Source organism: Daejeonella sp., from assembly GCF_046590655.1.
GTDB lineage: Bacteria > Bacteroidota > Bacteroidia > Sphingobacteriales > Sphingobacteriaceae > Daejeonella.
Genome location: NZ_JBKJUM010000146.1, coordinates 1 through 15,177, shown reverse-complemented (window position 1 = coordinate 15,177; position 15,177 = coordinate 1). Strand labels below are relative to the sequence as shown.

The following is a 15,177-nucleotide window of genomic DNA, read 5'->3' as shown; positions in this document are numbered from 1 at the left end:
CAGGGTTTTTTCGTTTTAAAGGGAATGTGTTTACTACGGGTACTTCCGATTTACCCATCGAAATTTGAACCGCAGAGTTCGCAAAGTTTTTCAAAAATGGTTTTGCAATGCAACAATGGTTTGTATTACAAGGGCTAAGTTAAAGCCAGACTCTGCGTAATCTGCGCTTGCCGGCAGGCAGGAAAAACTCTGCGTACTCTGCGGTTAAAAAATGTGCGCCTTGCATTTATCATCGTACATTTGCCAAAATCTCTGACATGTCTGATCTGAAAATCATTTCCCTTCTTCCCGCGGCTACCGAGATTGTTTGTGTCCTTGGTTTGGAAGCTCAGCTCATCGGACGGTCGCACGAATGCGATTTTCCTGAAAGTGTAAGACATCTCCCAGTGTGTTCCTCCGCAAAATTTATTTCAGGATCTAACAGTGCTGAAATTGACAGGCAGGTTAAAGAAATTCTGAGCGATGCCTTGTCGATTTACACAATAGACAGGGAATTGATCAGACAATTAAATCCAGACGTGATCATAACACAAGCCCAATGCGAAGTTTGTGCTGTTAGTTTAAAAGAAGTGGAAGAGGCACTTAAAGGCTTATTGGATAAGGAGTGTATAATTATATCCTTGCAGCCAAACACTCTTTCAGATGTGTATAACGATATCAGTAAGATAGCCAAAATTCTGAATGTATCGTCTCAAGCTGATGACATCCTTGAGCGCGCTGATGAAAGACTTAATATTATCCGTCACAAGCTTAAGTTCCTTTCGGAAAAACCGAAAGTAGCCTGTATTGAATGGCTCGCTCCCCTTATGGTTGCAGGCAACTGGACCCCTGAATTAGTTCAGATCGCTGGAGGTAACCCGATACTTGCAATTAATGGTAAGCATTCACCCTTTGTTGATTTTGGAGAAATTATTCGTGAAAATCCCGATATAATTGTTGTGATGCCCTGTGGATTTTCTATACCTAGAACCTTAGAGGAGATTGATCTTTTACTTGATCTCCCCGGCTGGAAGGGTTTGAAAGCAGTGATGAATAACAGGATTTACATCGCTGACGGAAACCAATATTTCAACCGCTCCGGCCCCAGACTTACAGACAGTATTGAAATTCTTGCTGAGATCATCAATGAGAGGCAATTTGTTTTCGGATATGAAGGGGAGGGGTGGCTTAGGTTTAATGTGTAAATTAGCAAATGAGAAAATGAGGAACTTAGCAAATTTGTCAATTTCCTAAGTTTCTAATCAAAACGAGATAAATTGTTCTATCTGCTGATCGGTAAATCTCATAGTATCATCCCTAACCAAGTTTCCATTCTCATCAAATTCCATGTTAATTGACGGAATGTGAATTCGAAGAGGTAAGACATGCATATTGATATAATGACAGATACCAGTAAAGTGGTCAACTCCCCGTACGTTGCCATATTTACCTGAAGATAAACCTACTAATGCCGCTTTTTTTCCGTAAAAACTTTCAGGAAATTTACAGGCATCGACAAAAGTTTTAAGAACACCGGGGAAACTGCCATTGTATTCTGGAAATATGAAAAGGAATTTGCTGGTAAGTGTAATTATATCCTGAATTGATTGAAACGCTTCGCTTCGATTTCCGTATAAGTCAGTGCGTATGAGATTGTCAGGAAGTAGGGTTAGGGGAAGTAAGCCGGCATCATAACCTTTGGCAGATAATTGTCTCTGATAATATTCAGCAAGCTTCAGTGTATAACTTCCTTCGCGGTTTGTCCCTGAAATAATAGTGATCATTTTTGTTAATAAGATGTGCAAAACGAAAATCGCCCCGCCGGTTTAATAGTTATAAGTTTGTTATCTTTAATCCTGGGTAAAAAGCCATTCAGATATGTCAAAAGTAGTGTTTTTTACTGCCTTACAGATACTTATTGGCTTACTTAATATCAGTTGTTTGTAATTATTTTCTAAGAAATGGGTAAAATCATCGCGTTAGCTAACCAGAAAGGTGGAGTTGGAAAAACAACTTCTTCAATAAATCTGGCAGCCAGTTTAGCTGTGCTAGAATATCGTACTTTGTTGGTCGATGCGGATCCGCAGGCTAATTCAACGTCGGGCATAGGTTTTGACCCCCGTACAATAAAAGCAAGTATTTACGAATGTATTATTAATGAAATAGATCCTTCAGATGCTATTCAAAGTACGGAAACGCCAAATCTTGACTTACTACCAGCTCATATCGATTTAGTTGGCGCTGAGATAGAGATGATCAACCTCACAGACCGTGAGTTCAAGATGAAAGCTGTTCTTGAGAAGATTCGTGATAATTACGATTTTATCATAATTGATTGTTCTCCATCATTAGGATTAATCACCATCAATGCTCTTACTGCAGCAGATTCAGTTATAATACCCGTTCAGTGTGAATATTTCGCTTTAGAAGGCCTTGGAAAGTTATTGAATACAATCAAAATTGTTCAAAACCGTTTAAATACAGAACTACAGATTGAAGGAATTCTTTTAACGATGTATGATGTTCGGTTACGTTTGTCGAACCAGGTAGTTGAAGAAGTGAAAACGCATTTTCAGGATCTGGTGTTTGATACTATTATTCAGCGGAACACCCGCCTTAGTGAAGCGCCTAGCTATGGAATTTCAGTGATTATGCATGATGCAAATTGCAAAGGAGCAATTAATTATCTTAATCTGGCTCGGGAGATCATACGTAAAAACGGTCTAGTGTCGAATGAAGAAGCCGCAAAGCAAGCCTTAGTTTAGTTATTTTATGATGCATCAGAAGAAAACAGGCCTGGGAAAGGGATTAAGAGCATTGTTAGATGATTCAGATCTGCTGGAAAGCGACAGAAAGCAGCAGATCAGCAATGAAAGCACTTCTTTAGGGTCGATAAGTTTTGTAAAGATAAATCAGGTTGGGGTTAACCCTTTTCAACCACGCTCAGATTTTGATAAGGAAGCGCTTCAGGAACTTGCCGAATCAATCAAACTTCAAGGGCTAATTCAGCCCATAACTGTCCGTAAGGCCGGTCAAAATTCATATCAGCTTATATCCGGTGAGCGACGGTTACGCGCTACAAAGCTTGCCGGTCTTGATGAGATTCCGGCTTACGTACGCTCTGCCAATGACCAGCAGATGCTGGAAATGGCACTAATAGAAAACATCCAACGCGAAAATTTGAATGCGATTGAGGTGGCGCTGAGCTTTCAGAGAATGATTGATGAGTGTAACCTGAAGCAGGAAGAACTGGGTAGCAGGGTGAGTAAAAATCGGTCAACAGTCACAAATTATCTGCGCTTACTTAAACTTCCGCCAGCTATACAGGCAGCAATTCGTGACAAGGAGATCTCTATGGGCCATGCTCGCGCTTTAATTTCAGTCGAGAACCCTGATCAGCAATTATTTATCTTTCAGGAGATAATAAGTCGCGGTCTTTCCGTTAGAAAGGTTGAAGAATTAGTTCGCCAGATCGAAAAGTCAGGTAAACATAAAAATCCGGCGTCTAAAAAGGGCGGCATTTCTTTCCAGTATATGAAAATTCAGGATGACCTTGCGTCGAAATTTGCGACCAATGTTAAGTTAAAACTAAACGACAAGGGAACTGGTTCTATAGAAATAACGTTCATGTCTGACGATGACCTGAACCGAATTTTGGAAATGTTAGACTGGTAATGACAGGTAAACTTCTAAACTTAATTATCTGCATGTGTTTATTAACGCAATTAAAAGTTTATTCCCAAATTTCTGACAGTATTCCTAAAAGAAAACAAGACAAACCTAAAGTTGCTACTAACGGCGTAGTTAAAGACTCCGCCCGGCTTGCCATCGAAGCCATGCCAGGGATTGCCGCCAGAAGGTCTGCGATAGTTCCCGGACTAGGGCAAATCCACAATAAGCGTTGGTGGAAAGTGCCTTTTGTTTATGGTGGTTTCGTTGGTATTGGGTTGGTCTATGAATTCAATCAGCGGCAGTATAAAATTTTTCTCACAGAAGCGCAGTTTCGGCAGGAAGATCCATCGAAAGCTAATCCAGCCTGGAAGCCATATACTGATGAAGGGATTATAGGAATAAAAGATGATTACAGGAGAACGCGGGACCTTTCAATACTTGCCGGCGTAGCGTTTTATGCGGTGCAAATAATCGACGCATATATTGATGCTAAATTTTTTAGATTCGATGTTTCAGACGATTTATCATTTAAAGTGGATCCGTTTATTCAACCCTCGCAAATTTATAATGCCTCCCTGCCAACTGGAACTACAATTGGGTTTAAGGTCAGGTTATCTTTATGAGATATTTCTTTTTTTTCAATTAATTTGCAGGATAAATACTGGTTGACATCAGGAAGCTTTGTACCGCCGGTGCGGTAAAATAAATTATATAGAATGAAAATAGCAATTCTTGGTTTTGGTAAAATGGGACATATCATTGAGCAGTTTGCTATCGAAAGAGGGCATGATATTGTTCTGAAAGTGAATGCAGAAAATCTGGATGATCTAACCATCAAAAATCTTAAAAATGCGGACATTGCAATCGATTTTAGCACTCCTGACGCTGTTTTGCAGAACATAGCACTCTGTTTTGATGCTGGTGTTGCGATCGTGGTGGGAACTACAGGCTGGTACGGCCGTTTGCAGGAAATAAAGGATCAATGTAATGAAGGTAACAATTCGCTGCTTTATGGATCCAACTTTAGTGTGGGAGTTAATGTATTCTTTTTTGTAAATAAGGTCCTTGCTAAAATTATGAATAGATATCCTCAATATGAGGTTCAGGTTGAAGAGATTCATCATACTGAAAAACTTGATTCGCCCAGCGGTACTGCAATGAGTATTGCAGAAGGTATAATCGGAGAGCTACGTCGTAAGAGTGATTGGGTGAATGAGTTAATTGGTTCGAATAACGAACTGATAACGAAACCTGACCAACTGCTAATCGAATCGCATCGTATTAATGACGTTCCCGGAACCCATACAGTTATCTATAGCTCGGAAGTCGATGATATCGAATTCAAGCACAAAGCCCACAGTAGAGCAGGGTTTGCGCTGGGGGCTGTCCTGGCCGCAGAATGGCTGCATAATAAAACCGGGTTTTTTAACATCACAGATATGTTTGATTTTAGCGTTTAATTTTTTGTTATAAAAGCACTATGAACTGGAAGTTTTGGAATAAAAATAAGTCTAAGGAAACGAAGAAAAGAGAAAGGAAAAGTGCGGGGAGAGAGTGGTTTGATGCTATTCTGTTTGCAGTAATTGCCGCAACACTCATTAGGGGGCTTTTCATAGAAGCCTATACTATTCCAACCGGTTCGATGGAGAAAACCCTTTTAGTAGGTGATTTTCTTTTCGTAAGCAAGGTTAACTATGGCGCAAGGATGCCGATCACTCCTGTTTCTTTCCCATTCGCTCACCATACTATGCCGATTACCGGTACCAAAGCATATTGGGATGGAATTCAATGGAAGTACAGACGCCTTCCCGGTCTGGGTGACGTGGAGCGTAACGACGTAGTTGTTTTTAACTACCCGATGGATGCAGATCCCCCTCTATCTCGGCCTGTTGATAAGCGCGAAAATTATATTAAACGATGCCTCGCTATCGGTGGAGACACAATTAGCATCATCAATGCACAGGTGTTTGTAAATAGTAAACCAGGTGAAGTGCCTGAATTCGGTGAAAAGTATTATAAAGTACAGTCAGATGGTACTGAGTTTAATCCGCAGACACTTCAAGACATGCATATTGAATCGCAGCGTTCTGGAGAAAATGAATATTTCTTCAATATGACGGGTGCCGATGCAGCCATGGTTAAAAAATGGACAAACGTTAAGTCAGTAGAAAGATATATCGCACCATCAGATTTGCAGATATTTCCCCAAAGCCCTAATAATAAATGGTCGGCTGATAACTTCGGTCCAATAATTGTCCCTAAAGAAGGATGGACCGTTACACTTGACAGTGCTTCCTACCCTGTTTATGAACGGGTTATTACTTTATATGAAGGAAATAAAGTCGAACGTTCAGGTAATAGTTTCCTGATTAACGGTAAGCAAACCTCGACCTACACCTTTAAGATGAACTATTATTGGATGATGGGTGATAACCGGGATAATTCACTTGACTCGCGTTATTGGGGTTTCGTACCGGAAGATCATATTGTAGGTAAAGCACTCTTTGTTTGGATGAGCTGGGACACGAATGGAACATTCCTGAATAAGATTCGGTGGAGCAGGATATTGGGAGGGATACATTAGAGGTCTGAAGTCTGAGGTCGGAAGTCTGTGTCTGATGGATTTCTGACATCTGGACACCCAGCCTCTCCGAACAGCTCAGATCTCCGGCTTCAGACTTCCGACCTCTATTCAACCTTATACCGGTAAACCAACCTCCCCAAATTCCCATCAATATCAGTTCCTTCGATAGTAGCCTTAAAATCCCCTTTATTGTCGCCGTTATAAAACTCGAAGGACATTTTGCCTTCTTTATCGGTGAATATTCTTGGATTCCAGTACACTGTTGTACGCAGGTCTGAACCGGTTGTACGGCTTTGAAGTGTAAGATATTTAGGCGAATAGAACTCCCGGCTTTTAATAAAGCCCTGTGGAGTGAAAGTTAAGACGTTATTTGGCGGGAACAATTTCTTTAGATCATCGGCAGTGACGCTTTTTTTAGCGTCTTTCTTAGAATATATAGATAATACACCGTTTGTTCCGTAGGTTCGGTTAACCAGTCCCAGATCGTCTCTCAGGAAAATCTCGATGCTCTCCACCTCCGAAGGCACAATATTATTTAAGAATGTTGCTTCAATTTGCATTCCATCCAAAAATATTGATACTGGTACTCTTAAACCGCTATTATACACTCGTGTTACATAGAAGGTATTGTCTGCGAAAGTTAAACCACTAGCCGCTCCTTGCAGACAATTTAGCATCACATTACAGCCTTTAAATCTCTCGCCGTCAATCAAATGATCAGCAAGCATACTTAAGCCCGAGAGTGCCGGGAAATCTGCATGGCTGATTTTTTTAATGGGAGCTGCTCTCACCACAACTTCTTGCAGCATTTGAGTAGACATCCTATACTGTCTTTCACTGTTTTGGAGATAGGGATTAAGGATACTATCGATATTTAATACTTCGTCGGGAGCATTTACATTTTTGGTCAGTCTTGGAACTCCAGCACCGTCAAGCATGATCATCATATTCCGTCCCGCTGTGGCGGTTCTTGCGCTGATCGAAACCTCCGCAGAATCAGGAACTACTACATTCTTGAATCTGAAGATTCCATTTACATCTGTCAACGCTTCAGCATAAAACCTGCTTTCCGGAACCACTAGTTTTAGTGAACCTCGGGATACAGGCATTCCGTTTGCAGTTCGTAAGGTTCCTGTAAATTCCATTCCCTGCTCCGGAAGGAAACTGATTGTAGGCAGCTTGTTTGCGATGATGTCTTTATAAGCAAATTTCCGGTAACCCTGGGTGAGCATCAGCACATCTAGATCAGAGCGTTTCTTTTCATTTACCTGGTTGAAATAATAATTTGGTTCTTCGATATAACCTTTTAACTCCGACGACAAAAGGAAAGTGCTAAATATTGTTGACTCCTTGTTTTCATTGTACGGGACTTTGGTTTCATTAATAACTGATATCGAAAAGTTCCCCTCAATGGGTGTGTTGTTGCCTTTGGCGGTCACGGTCATCTTCACCGGTTGCCTTACGCCATAGCTTTTTTTGTCGCTGTTAACAGTTAGTACAATTACATCCTGTTGTTTAATAAAAATCAACCGCTCGGTTATGGGCTCGCCGGAAGATGAAAATAATGTAATTTGTGCTATGCCAGTAGGAAATTTATCCTTCGGAATTGAAGCAGTGAATGTGGCTGAAGTTAGAGATGCTCGGGCAGCATAACAAATAACACCCTTGCTTCTGCCTACAATGTAAAAATTTTGATTTCTGTTTGCAGAAAAATAAGCTGCGTTACTTGTTACTCTTAATAATAAGCTGGCCGGGTCTGCATTTATTGCTGACAAGCTAATTCCCGTAGTTTTTGCCACCGGAATAGCAACAGTTTTTTTTATCCCATTCGAAAATGTAAGGTTGGCTTTATAAGACTGCCCTGGCTCGGGTAAAAGCCCAAAAATGCCCATTCCGAGGTGTTGCGACGATATGGAAGTAACTGCTTTTCCCGTGTTATCCACTATCTCACCTGTTACTCCAATGCCCAGGCCTTTTTCTCCAACTGCTTTAAAACCAACTTTTGATCTAATATTCTCAACAAATTCTCCGCCCTCAGGAAAAAACTGGATATCCGCATCTGCCAGCACATTTTTCATTGGAAATGTCGATGTGATTTGTTTATTATCCGGAGTTTCCAGAATCGTTTCGAGCACTCCGGTATTGAAGGCTGCTTTCTGGTCAGTGGTAAGCGCAAGGGTAAGCATACCTTGCGAATCAGTTGTGCCGCGGCCTTTCAGGACATCCTCAAAATTTGATATTAGTCGCCAGCTAACCCGGGCATTAGGTATTATCTTTCCCGCAGCGTCTTTGTACAATATTCGTACATCTGCGCGTGGCGAGCCACCCGAGTCTCCGCCCTTTATAGAGATTGATGTTATTAATTGTCGGTTAATTGCATTCCCAATCTGAATATTCTTAGTGAAAAAATATTCTTCATCCGCGTTAAGCATCCAGTATGTGTAAGCCCGAACTCTATAATTCCCCGATTTATAAACCAAAGGATCAAGCGTTATACTGCCATAGGCAGAAGTGTTGACCACAGGTATGCGCAATGTCCTAATCAGGGTATCTTTCTCGGAAATGACATCCACATATACTATCTTACTTAGATCGGAGGGCTGATCTTGGCCGGAAGCTATATAGGCTTTGAACCAAATCGTATCGCCCACGGCATAGTACGGTTTGTCGAAGTGCAGATAAACCTTTTCCGTCGGAAATTCTTCTATTACCTTCTGATTTTTTTTAATTAAATTATTGAGGCTGAGAGTATCCTGAGAATATAGTAAGCCAGTCTGAAACAAGCTTAGAAATGTAATGATTAATATGCGCAGACCCTTCATTCGGAATTAAAAGTAAGATATCTTGCTAATATATGCTTATAAGACCTTTAAAAGGCAATTTGGTTGATATTTAACATATTTGTTAAATCAGGATAGAGACTTGAATAAAAATAAACCATAATTCAACGATCGACTCAGCCCCTCCAACCTCCGACTTCAGCCTTCAGTCCCCCAACCCCAAGCTTCTCCGCCAACTCATTCAAATCCTGACAAACTGCTTCAACAATAGGAATCCCACTAACTTTCCGTTCCTTCTCCGCCCAAAGCTCCGGCTCACCCGGAATAATAACACCTTGTTCCTTAGAAATAGGAGTTGCCGACTTAAACCGTTCAATCCAGTTATCCAGGTGAGATTTGAACTCATCTACCGGCCGGAATCCATCTACTCTCATAGCTCCGATAAAATGGCCGATACCTTCCCCGACAGGATTCTCAGATGGCTCAAGGAAAGACACAAAAGGAGGGACCCAGGGGCCATAATTAGCGCCCGAAAGCACTGCCGACAAGATATCTACCGTAGCGCTAAGCCCAAAACCCTTATGACTGCCATGATCGCGGTCACCTCCAAGCGGAAGTAAGGAGCCGCCCTTTTTTAATTCATGCGGGTCAGTGGAAGGTTTTCCGTTTTTATCCTGAATCCAGCCATCTGGCACCGGCTTTCCTGACCGTTGCGCAATTTCAAGTTTGCCATTTGCCGCTGCAGAAGTAGCCATATCAACGACAACTGGAGGATATTTTCCCGAAGGAAAGGCATAACACATTGGATTAGTGCCGAGCATTCTTTCATTAGCAAATGTGGGCGCAACAAGGGGACTCGCATTGGTCATCGCAATGCCAATCATATCCTTTTCAACAGCGAGCATAGTGTGATATGCAGCAATTCCAAAATGATTCGAATTCTTTACGGCAACCCAGCCAGAACCATATTTTTCTGCTTTTTCAATTGCAACTTTCATCGCGAATGGAGCAACCACCAGGCCTAAGCCTGCATCTCCGTCTACAGTTGCAGTTGTAGGAGTTTGGTGAATAACCCTGATATCCGGACTGGTATTTATCCGTTTCTTTTCCCAAAGCCTCACATATCCGCTTAGGCGGGCCACTCCATGCGAATCGATGCCACGGAGATCAGACTTTATGAGTACGTCTGCGGCGAGTTCGGCGTGCTCCTGGGAGCAACCAATTTTCAGGAAAATAGAAATAGTGAACCTTCTGAGTTTGTCTTCAGCGAAAGTATGATAAGCCATGAATGCTATTCTTCTAAAATGGTAAACTTCATTTCAAGAGGCTTGAAACTTTCTACAAGGCCCTCGATAAAACCCCTGCCATATTTAACGTAATATAAGCCAAAGTTTTCAGTGCGTTCCTGCAGCCCACCCCCGGGAAAAATTTTTTCTTTAATGGAATCGATTTGAATGAGGGCGTCAGAGAAATTTCTTTTCTCTGCTTTCATTAACTTCCCTTCAAGGTTCTTCATTGCTTTATGTAACCTTGCTTCTACTGCTTCCAAACTCGCGACAAGCGTTAAGTCTATTTTGCTAATTCGTAGCTTAATCTTTTCGAAAACATCATCTAAGTCCAACAATTCTTCATTAAGACTAAGTACATGGGCGGAATGAGCCAGGATCCATTCTTGCCTAATGTCTTCCGTATTTTTAAATAAATCCTTGAGATCCAGATCAAGGCGGGAAAGCTTTGATCTTAGATTATTTGAAGTCAGTATTGCAGAATTTCTGAGAAGCAGAGTCGGAAAATCAATTTTGTAAAAGTCGAAATTTTGCTTGAGCTGGAGCCAGTATACTATCTCAGCAGCTCCTCCAATATATGCAAGATTAGGCAGCACAACCTCCTGATAAAGGGGGCGCATCACAACATTCGGACTGAATCTCTCGGGGTATTCTTGAATTTCTTTCCGAAGTTCTTCGGCTGTAAACGCTATTTCCGTATTTAAAATTGAATACCTGCTTTCTTCAAAAACGATGCGCTCGCGAAGGCCGTCCTTTAAATAAAAGAAGTTTATTTCACGTGGATTTACCTGGCTTTCCAGTCCAATACAGTTTAATTTTTCGTTTGCTTCAGAAATATTTTCGAAACTATTTTGCTCCGTTATATCTCTGTAGATTATGCTGGAGAAATTCTTTTTCAGCCGATTGTCATCACCGTCAAGAATAACCAGACCATAGTCCTGGAAAAGAGCATTAACGATTGAACGCGTCGCATCGGCCAGGTTGGAATGTTCTGCATAAGCACTGACCATTAGTTGGCTTAGCACTTCTGCATGTTCAGACATCCCTAGCGTGCTCGTATAATCCCTTAATGTCTTTTCGAATTCTTTGGTGCTGATGCGGCCCGTTGCACCTGATGTCGGGATATCCCATGAAACCTTTTTACCAGCAATAAATGTATGGTTGATCTCTGCAAAGTCGTGGTCTTCAGTAGCCATCCAATACACCGGTACAAAGTTCTTATCCGGAAAATTAATTTTTAACTCTTTCGCAAGGGTTATTGCGGTAACTATTTTGAATATAAAATATAAGGGGCCCGTGAACAGGTTTAGCTGATGTCCAGTTGTTACGGTATAAGTATCATTTTGGAGGAGGAGATCGATATTGTGGCGAACCGGCGTCTCAGCAGACTGCGCAAGCCGGGAATATTGTTCATTAAGCACTTCGACAAGGGCCTGGCGGTTACACTCGTGCTTTTTTGAATTAATCAATTGTCTAAAACCATCGATATCAGCCTTGAAACTACAAAATGGCTCCAGGTCAGGATCGTTCTCCAGATAGCGAATTATTGCGGGTGAGAAACTATTTGTTTCGCTATAATCAATATAAATTGCCTTCATTAAGAAGCGAAATTAGAGGAATTTGCTGAAATACGTTAGGGAGTATCGATTATTTGACAATTTGTCCATAGAGATCAAAATCCTCAGCTCTGTCAATTAGGACGTTTGCGAAGGTGCCTGGAGTTGCATAATCGGCTCTAGCGTCTAGTAATACCTCGTTATCTACTTCAGGTGAATCAAATTCTGTCCGTCCGATAAAGAAATCACCTTCTTTTTTATCTATCAAAACTTTGAAAGTCTGGCCAATCTTTTGTTGATTTTTCTCATAGGAGATATACTGCTGGACGGCCATAATTGCATCCACCCGTTCCTGCTTAACTTCCTCCGGAACATCATCGTGCAATTGGTGAGCATGTGTTTTTTCTTCGTGGGAGTAAGTAAAGCATCCCAGTCTTTCAAAGCGGGTTTCTTCAACCCAATCTTTCATCTCGAGGAAGTCATGTTCCGTTTCTCCGGGGTAACCGCAAATAAGAGTGGTACGTAAGGCGATTCCAGGGACTTTGTCGCGGATCGAATTAACCAGATCAACTGTTTTCTGCCTCGTAATTCCCCTGCGCATAGAGCTTAGCATATTATCTGTGATGTGCTGAAGAGGCATGTCAAGGTAGTTGCAAACGTTTGACCTTTCATTCATCACCTCGAGTATATCCATCGGGAACCCGGAAGGGTATGCGTATTGCAGACGGATCCATTCGATTCCATCCACATCCGAAAGATTACGGATCAAATCGGCAAGATTACGTTTACTATACAGGTCCAATCCGTAATAAGTAAGGTCTTGGGCTATAAGGATCAGCTCTTTTGTTCCATTTTTGGCCAGAAACTTTGCTTCCCTGACCAGTTCATCAATCGGTTTAGAAACATGTTTGCCCCGCATTAAAGGAATTGCACAGAACGAACAGGGTCTGTTGCAGCCTTCAGCAATTTTAAAATATGAAAAATGAGAAGGAGTGGTTAGAAGCCGTTCTCCAACCAATTCATGTTTATAATTGGCGCCGATGGAATTTAAAAGATTTTGCAGGTCGTTGGTGCCAAAAAAGGAATCCACATTGCTGATTTCAGCTTGGAGTTCCGGTTTATAACGCTCAGAAAGACAGCCAGTAACGATCACTTTTCCAACCCGGCCTTCATCTTTTAACTGGCTGTACTGCAAAATAGTGTCAATAGATTCTTGCTTTGCATTATCTATAAAGCCGCAGGTATTGATTACAATGATATCGTTGTTGTTTAAGTTTTCTGCTTCATGAATCACATCCATCTGATTTCCGCGAAGTTGTCCCATCAGCACTTCTGAATCATGAATGTTTTTTGAGCAACCCAGGGTAATAACATTTACCCTCGGTTTCACTGGCAGAATCTTTGCGCTGATTTTAGTCTTCATCTTATCTTTTCTAATTATTTAAAAAGCGAGTCGACAAACTCTTTCTTGTTAAATAATTGAAGGTGGTCTATTCCCTCACCCACACCAATATATTTCACCGGAATTTTGAACTGATCAGAGATCCCAATAACCACGCCGCCTTTAGCTGTGCCGTCCAGTTTTGTAAGTGCCAGAGCATTAACTTCAGTAGCCTGAGTAAATTGCTTGCATTGTTCTATAGCGTTTTGGCCAGTCGAAGCGTCGAGAACCAACAGGATTTCATGAGGTGCGCCGGGTACGACCTTCTGCATAACCTGTTTAATTTTAGTCAGCTCGTTCATAAGTGCAACTTTATTATGTAAGCGGCCGGCAGTATCTATTATAGCTACATCATCGCCGTTGGCAACAGCAGATTGTAATGTGTCAAATGCCACAGAGGCGGGGTCTGAACCCATAGGCTGCGCAACGACGCGGACTCCAACCTTTTCGCCCCACAACCTGATCTGATCTACGGCAGCTGCTCTGAAAGTATCGGCTGCCCCAAGGACTACTTTGTTGCCGGCTAATTTCAGTTTATGAGCAAGTTTGCCGATCGTAGTGGTTTTACCAACCCCATTTACTCCGACTACCATGATCACATAAGGCTTGTGATCGCCATATTCGAAATTTCGGAAGTCATTACTATTATTCTCAGAAAGCAGGTTTTGAATCTCCCCCCTAAGTATTTCATTGAGTTCAGAAGTGTTTATATATTTATCCCGAGCTACACGCGCTTCTATCCGGGATATTACTTTCAATGTAGTTTGCACACCAACATCAGAAGTTACAAGGATCTCCTCAAGTTCATCCAGCACATCATCATCAACTGTTGATTTTCCAACTACAGCTTTTGTGATCTTCGAAAACAGGCCTTCCCTTGATTTCTCTAAACTCTTATCGAGAGCCTCCTGTTCTTCAACATTGCTTTCTTTCTTTTTGAAAAAATCGAATAATCCCATAGGAGTTGTAAGTTGTAAGTTATAGGTTATAAGTCATAAGTTATAGGTTGGAAGTTATCAATTATCTGGCTATGTTGAATTAGCCGTAGTGCAAAAACTTATTACCTATAACTTACAACTCCTATGTATATAAAAAAAGCCCCCCAACGATATAACGCGGGCGGCTTTTTTTAATTCAGTGTAAAGGTTTACTGACCGCCTTTTGATCCAGCGATAGCATCCTTAACGTGATCGTTATGAACGATAATTTCTTTGAATGAATAAGCGCCACTTTTCGGAGACTTTGTCATAGTAATAACTTTTGAATATTCCTTACCAGCTCCGGTTTTTAGGGTTGCAACTACTTTCTTTGCCATTTTTTTTGAGTTATACGTTATACGTTATACGTTGTAAGTGCATGATGGAAATTTACACTTATAACTTACTACTTATAACTTAGTACATATTACTTAATTTCCTTGTGAACAGTCACTTTTCTAAGCACAGGGTTAAATTTCTTCAACTCCAGACGTTCGGTGGTGTTCTTTTTATTTTTAGTTGTAACGTAACGAGACATTCCAGCCATGCCACTTTCTTTGTGCTCGGTACATTCTAAAATAACCTGAACTCTATTGCCTTTTTTAGCCATTGTATTGTTTTTTGAGTTGTAGGTTGTAGGTTATAAGTTTTAGGTTATAAATCAAGCTTATTACTTGAAACAAGTGTGATTTTTAAGATATTCCTGAAACTTATTACTTATAACTTACTACTTATAACTATATATACCCTTTTTTAAGGAACTTATTAATTACGGCCGTGATGCCATTTTTACTAATGGTTTTGATCGCTGAAGTAGAAACTTTCAACGTGATCCATCTGTCTTCTTCTGGAATGTAAAACTTTTTTACATGCAGGTTAGGGTAAAACTTACGCTTGGTTTT

General features: G+C 41.1%; 15 protein-coding genes. 6 read left to right on the top strand and 9 right to left on the bottom strand.

Annotation, left to right across the window (positions count from 1 at the left end; translation table 11 throughout):
• Positions 1-257 precede the first annotated feature (257 nt).
• The gene (locus ACLL8Z_RS13555) at positions 258-1,184 is read left to right on the top strand and encodes a cobalamin-binding protein (RefSeq protein WP_411275322.1); all 927 of its coding nucleotides are present in this window, start codon (positions 258-260) and stop codon (positions 1,182-1,184) included.
• 57 nt (positions 1,185-1,241) lie between these two features.
• Here ACLL8Z_RS13555 and ACLL8Z_RS13550 read toward each other — a convergent pair whose 3' ends face one another.
• Positions 1,242-1,763: an NADPH-dependent FMN reductase gene (locus tag ACLL8Z_RS13550; protein WP_411275321.1), complete on the bottom strand. Its 522-nt coding sequence runs from the start codon at positions 1,761-1,763 to the stop codon at positions 1,242-1,244.
• A gap of 177 nt (positions 1,764-1,940) precedes the next feature.
• Here ACLL8Z_RS13550 and ACLL8Z_RS13545 point away from each other — a divergent pair, with 177 nt between their 5' ends.
• From ACLL8Z_RS13545 to lepB, 5 genes are all read left to right on the top strand, one after another.
• Positions 1,941-2,744 (top strand): ParA family protein, encoded by an 804-nt coding sequence (locus tag ACLL8Z_RS13545; protein WP_411275320.1) that lies wholly within the window; start codon positions 1,941-1,943, stop codon positions 2,742-2,744.
• Positions 2,745-2,751: 7 nt separating this feature from the next.
• Positions 2,752-3,654, top strand: a complete 903-nt coding sequence (locus ACLL8Z_RS13540; RefSeq protein WP_411275319.1) for a ParB/RepB/Spo0J family partition protein — start codon at positions 2,752-2,754, stop codon at positions 3,652-3,654.
• Positions 3,655-3,686: 32 nt separating this feature from the next.
• Positions 3,687-4,274, top strand: a complete 588-nt coding sequence (locus ACLL8Z_RS13535; protein WP_411275318.1) for a DUF5683 domain-containing protein — start codon at positions 3,687-3,689, stop codon at positions 4,272-4,274.
• 93 nt (positions 4,275-4,367) lie between these two features.
• A complete protein-coding gene (gene dapB, locus ACLL8Z_RS13530; protein ID WP_411275317.1) occupies positions 4,368-5,111 on the top strand; it encodes a 4-hydroxy-tetrahydrodipicolinate reductase in 744 nt (247 codons plus the stop codon).
• Positions 5,112-5,131: 20 nt separating this feature from the next.
• Complete coding sequence (lepB, locus tag ACLL8Z_RS13525; protein ID WP_411275316.1) at positions 5,132-6,235, top strand: signal peptidase I; 1,104 nt, start codon at positions 5,132-5,134, stop codon at positions 6,233-6,235.
• A 104-nt stretch (positions 6,236-6,339) separates the two neighbouring features.
• On the opposite strand, the gene ACLL8Z_RS13520 is transcribed toward lepB, so the two are convergent.
• The 8 genes from ACLL8Z_RS13520 to ACLL8Z_RS13485 form a co-directional block, all read right to left on the bottom strand.
• On the bottom strand, positions 6,340-9,057 hold the full coding sequence (locus ACLL8Z_RS13520; protein WP_411275315.1) for a carboxypeptidase regulatory-like domain-containing protein: 2,718 nt from the start codon (positions 9,055-9,057) through the stop codon (positions 6,340-6,342).
• Positions 9,058-9,191: 134 nt separating this feature from the next.
• Positions 9,192-10,301 carry an Ldh family oxidoreductase gene (locus tag ACLL8Z_RS13515; protein ID WP_411275314.1) on the bottom strand — a complete coding sequence of 370 codons (1,110 nt, stop codon included), beginning with the start codon at positions 10,299-10,301 and terminating at the stop codon, positions 9,192-9,194.
• A 5-nt stretch (positions 10,302-10,306) separates the two neighbouring features.
• Positions 10,307-11,899 carry a bacillithiol biosynthesis cysteine-adding enzyme BshC gene (bshC, locus tag ACLL8Z_RS13510; protein ID WP_411275313.1) on the bottom strand — a complete coding sequence of 531 codons (1,593 nt, stop codon included), beginning with the start codon at positions 11,897-11,899 and terminating at the stop codon, positions 10,307-10,309.
• A 49-nt stretch (positions 11,900-11,948) separates the two neighbouring features.
• Positions 11,949-13,280, bottom strand: coding sequence for a 30S ribosomal protein S12 methylthiotransferase RimO (gene rimO / locus ACLL8Z_RS13505; protein ID WP_411275312.1), 1,332 nt, complete (start codon positions 13,278-13,280; stop codon positions 11,949-11,951).
• A gap of 14 nt (positions 13,281-13,294) precedes the next feature.
• Positions 13,295-14,257 (bottom strand): signal recognition particle-docking protein FtsY, encoded by a 963-nt coding sequence (gene ftsY, locus ACLL8Z_RS13500; protein WP_411275311.1) that lies wholly within the window; start codon positions 14,255-14,257, stop codon positions 13,295-13,297.
• 188 nt (positions 14,258-14,445) lie between these two features.
• Positions 14,446-14,613, bottom strand: a complete 168-nt coding sequence (locus ACLL8Z_RS13495) for a DUF4295 domain-containing protein (protein ID WP_411275310.1) — start codon at positions 14,611-14,613, stop codon at positions 14,446-14,448.
• Positions 14,614-14,702: 89 nt separating this feature from the next.
• Positions 14,703-14,885 (bottom strand): 50S ribosomal protein L33, encoded by a 183-nt coding sequence (gene rpmG, locus ACLL8Z_RS13490; protein ID WP_079703649.1) that lies wholly within the window; start codon positions 14,883-14,885, stop codon positions 14,703-14,705.
• A 127-nt stretch (positions 14,886-15,012) separates the two neighbouring features.
• The coding region (locus tag ACLL8Z_RS13485; protein WP_411275334.1) for a large ribosomal subunit protein bL28 at positions 15,013-15,177 on the bottom strand (165 nt) is incomplete at its 5' end.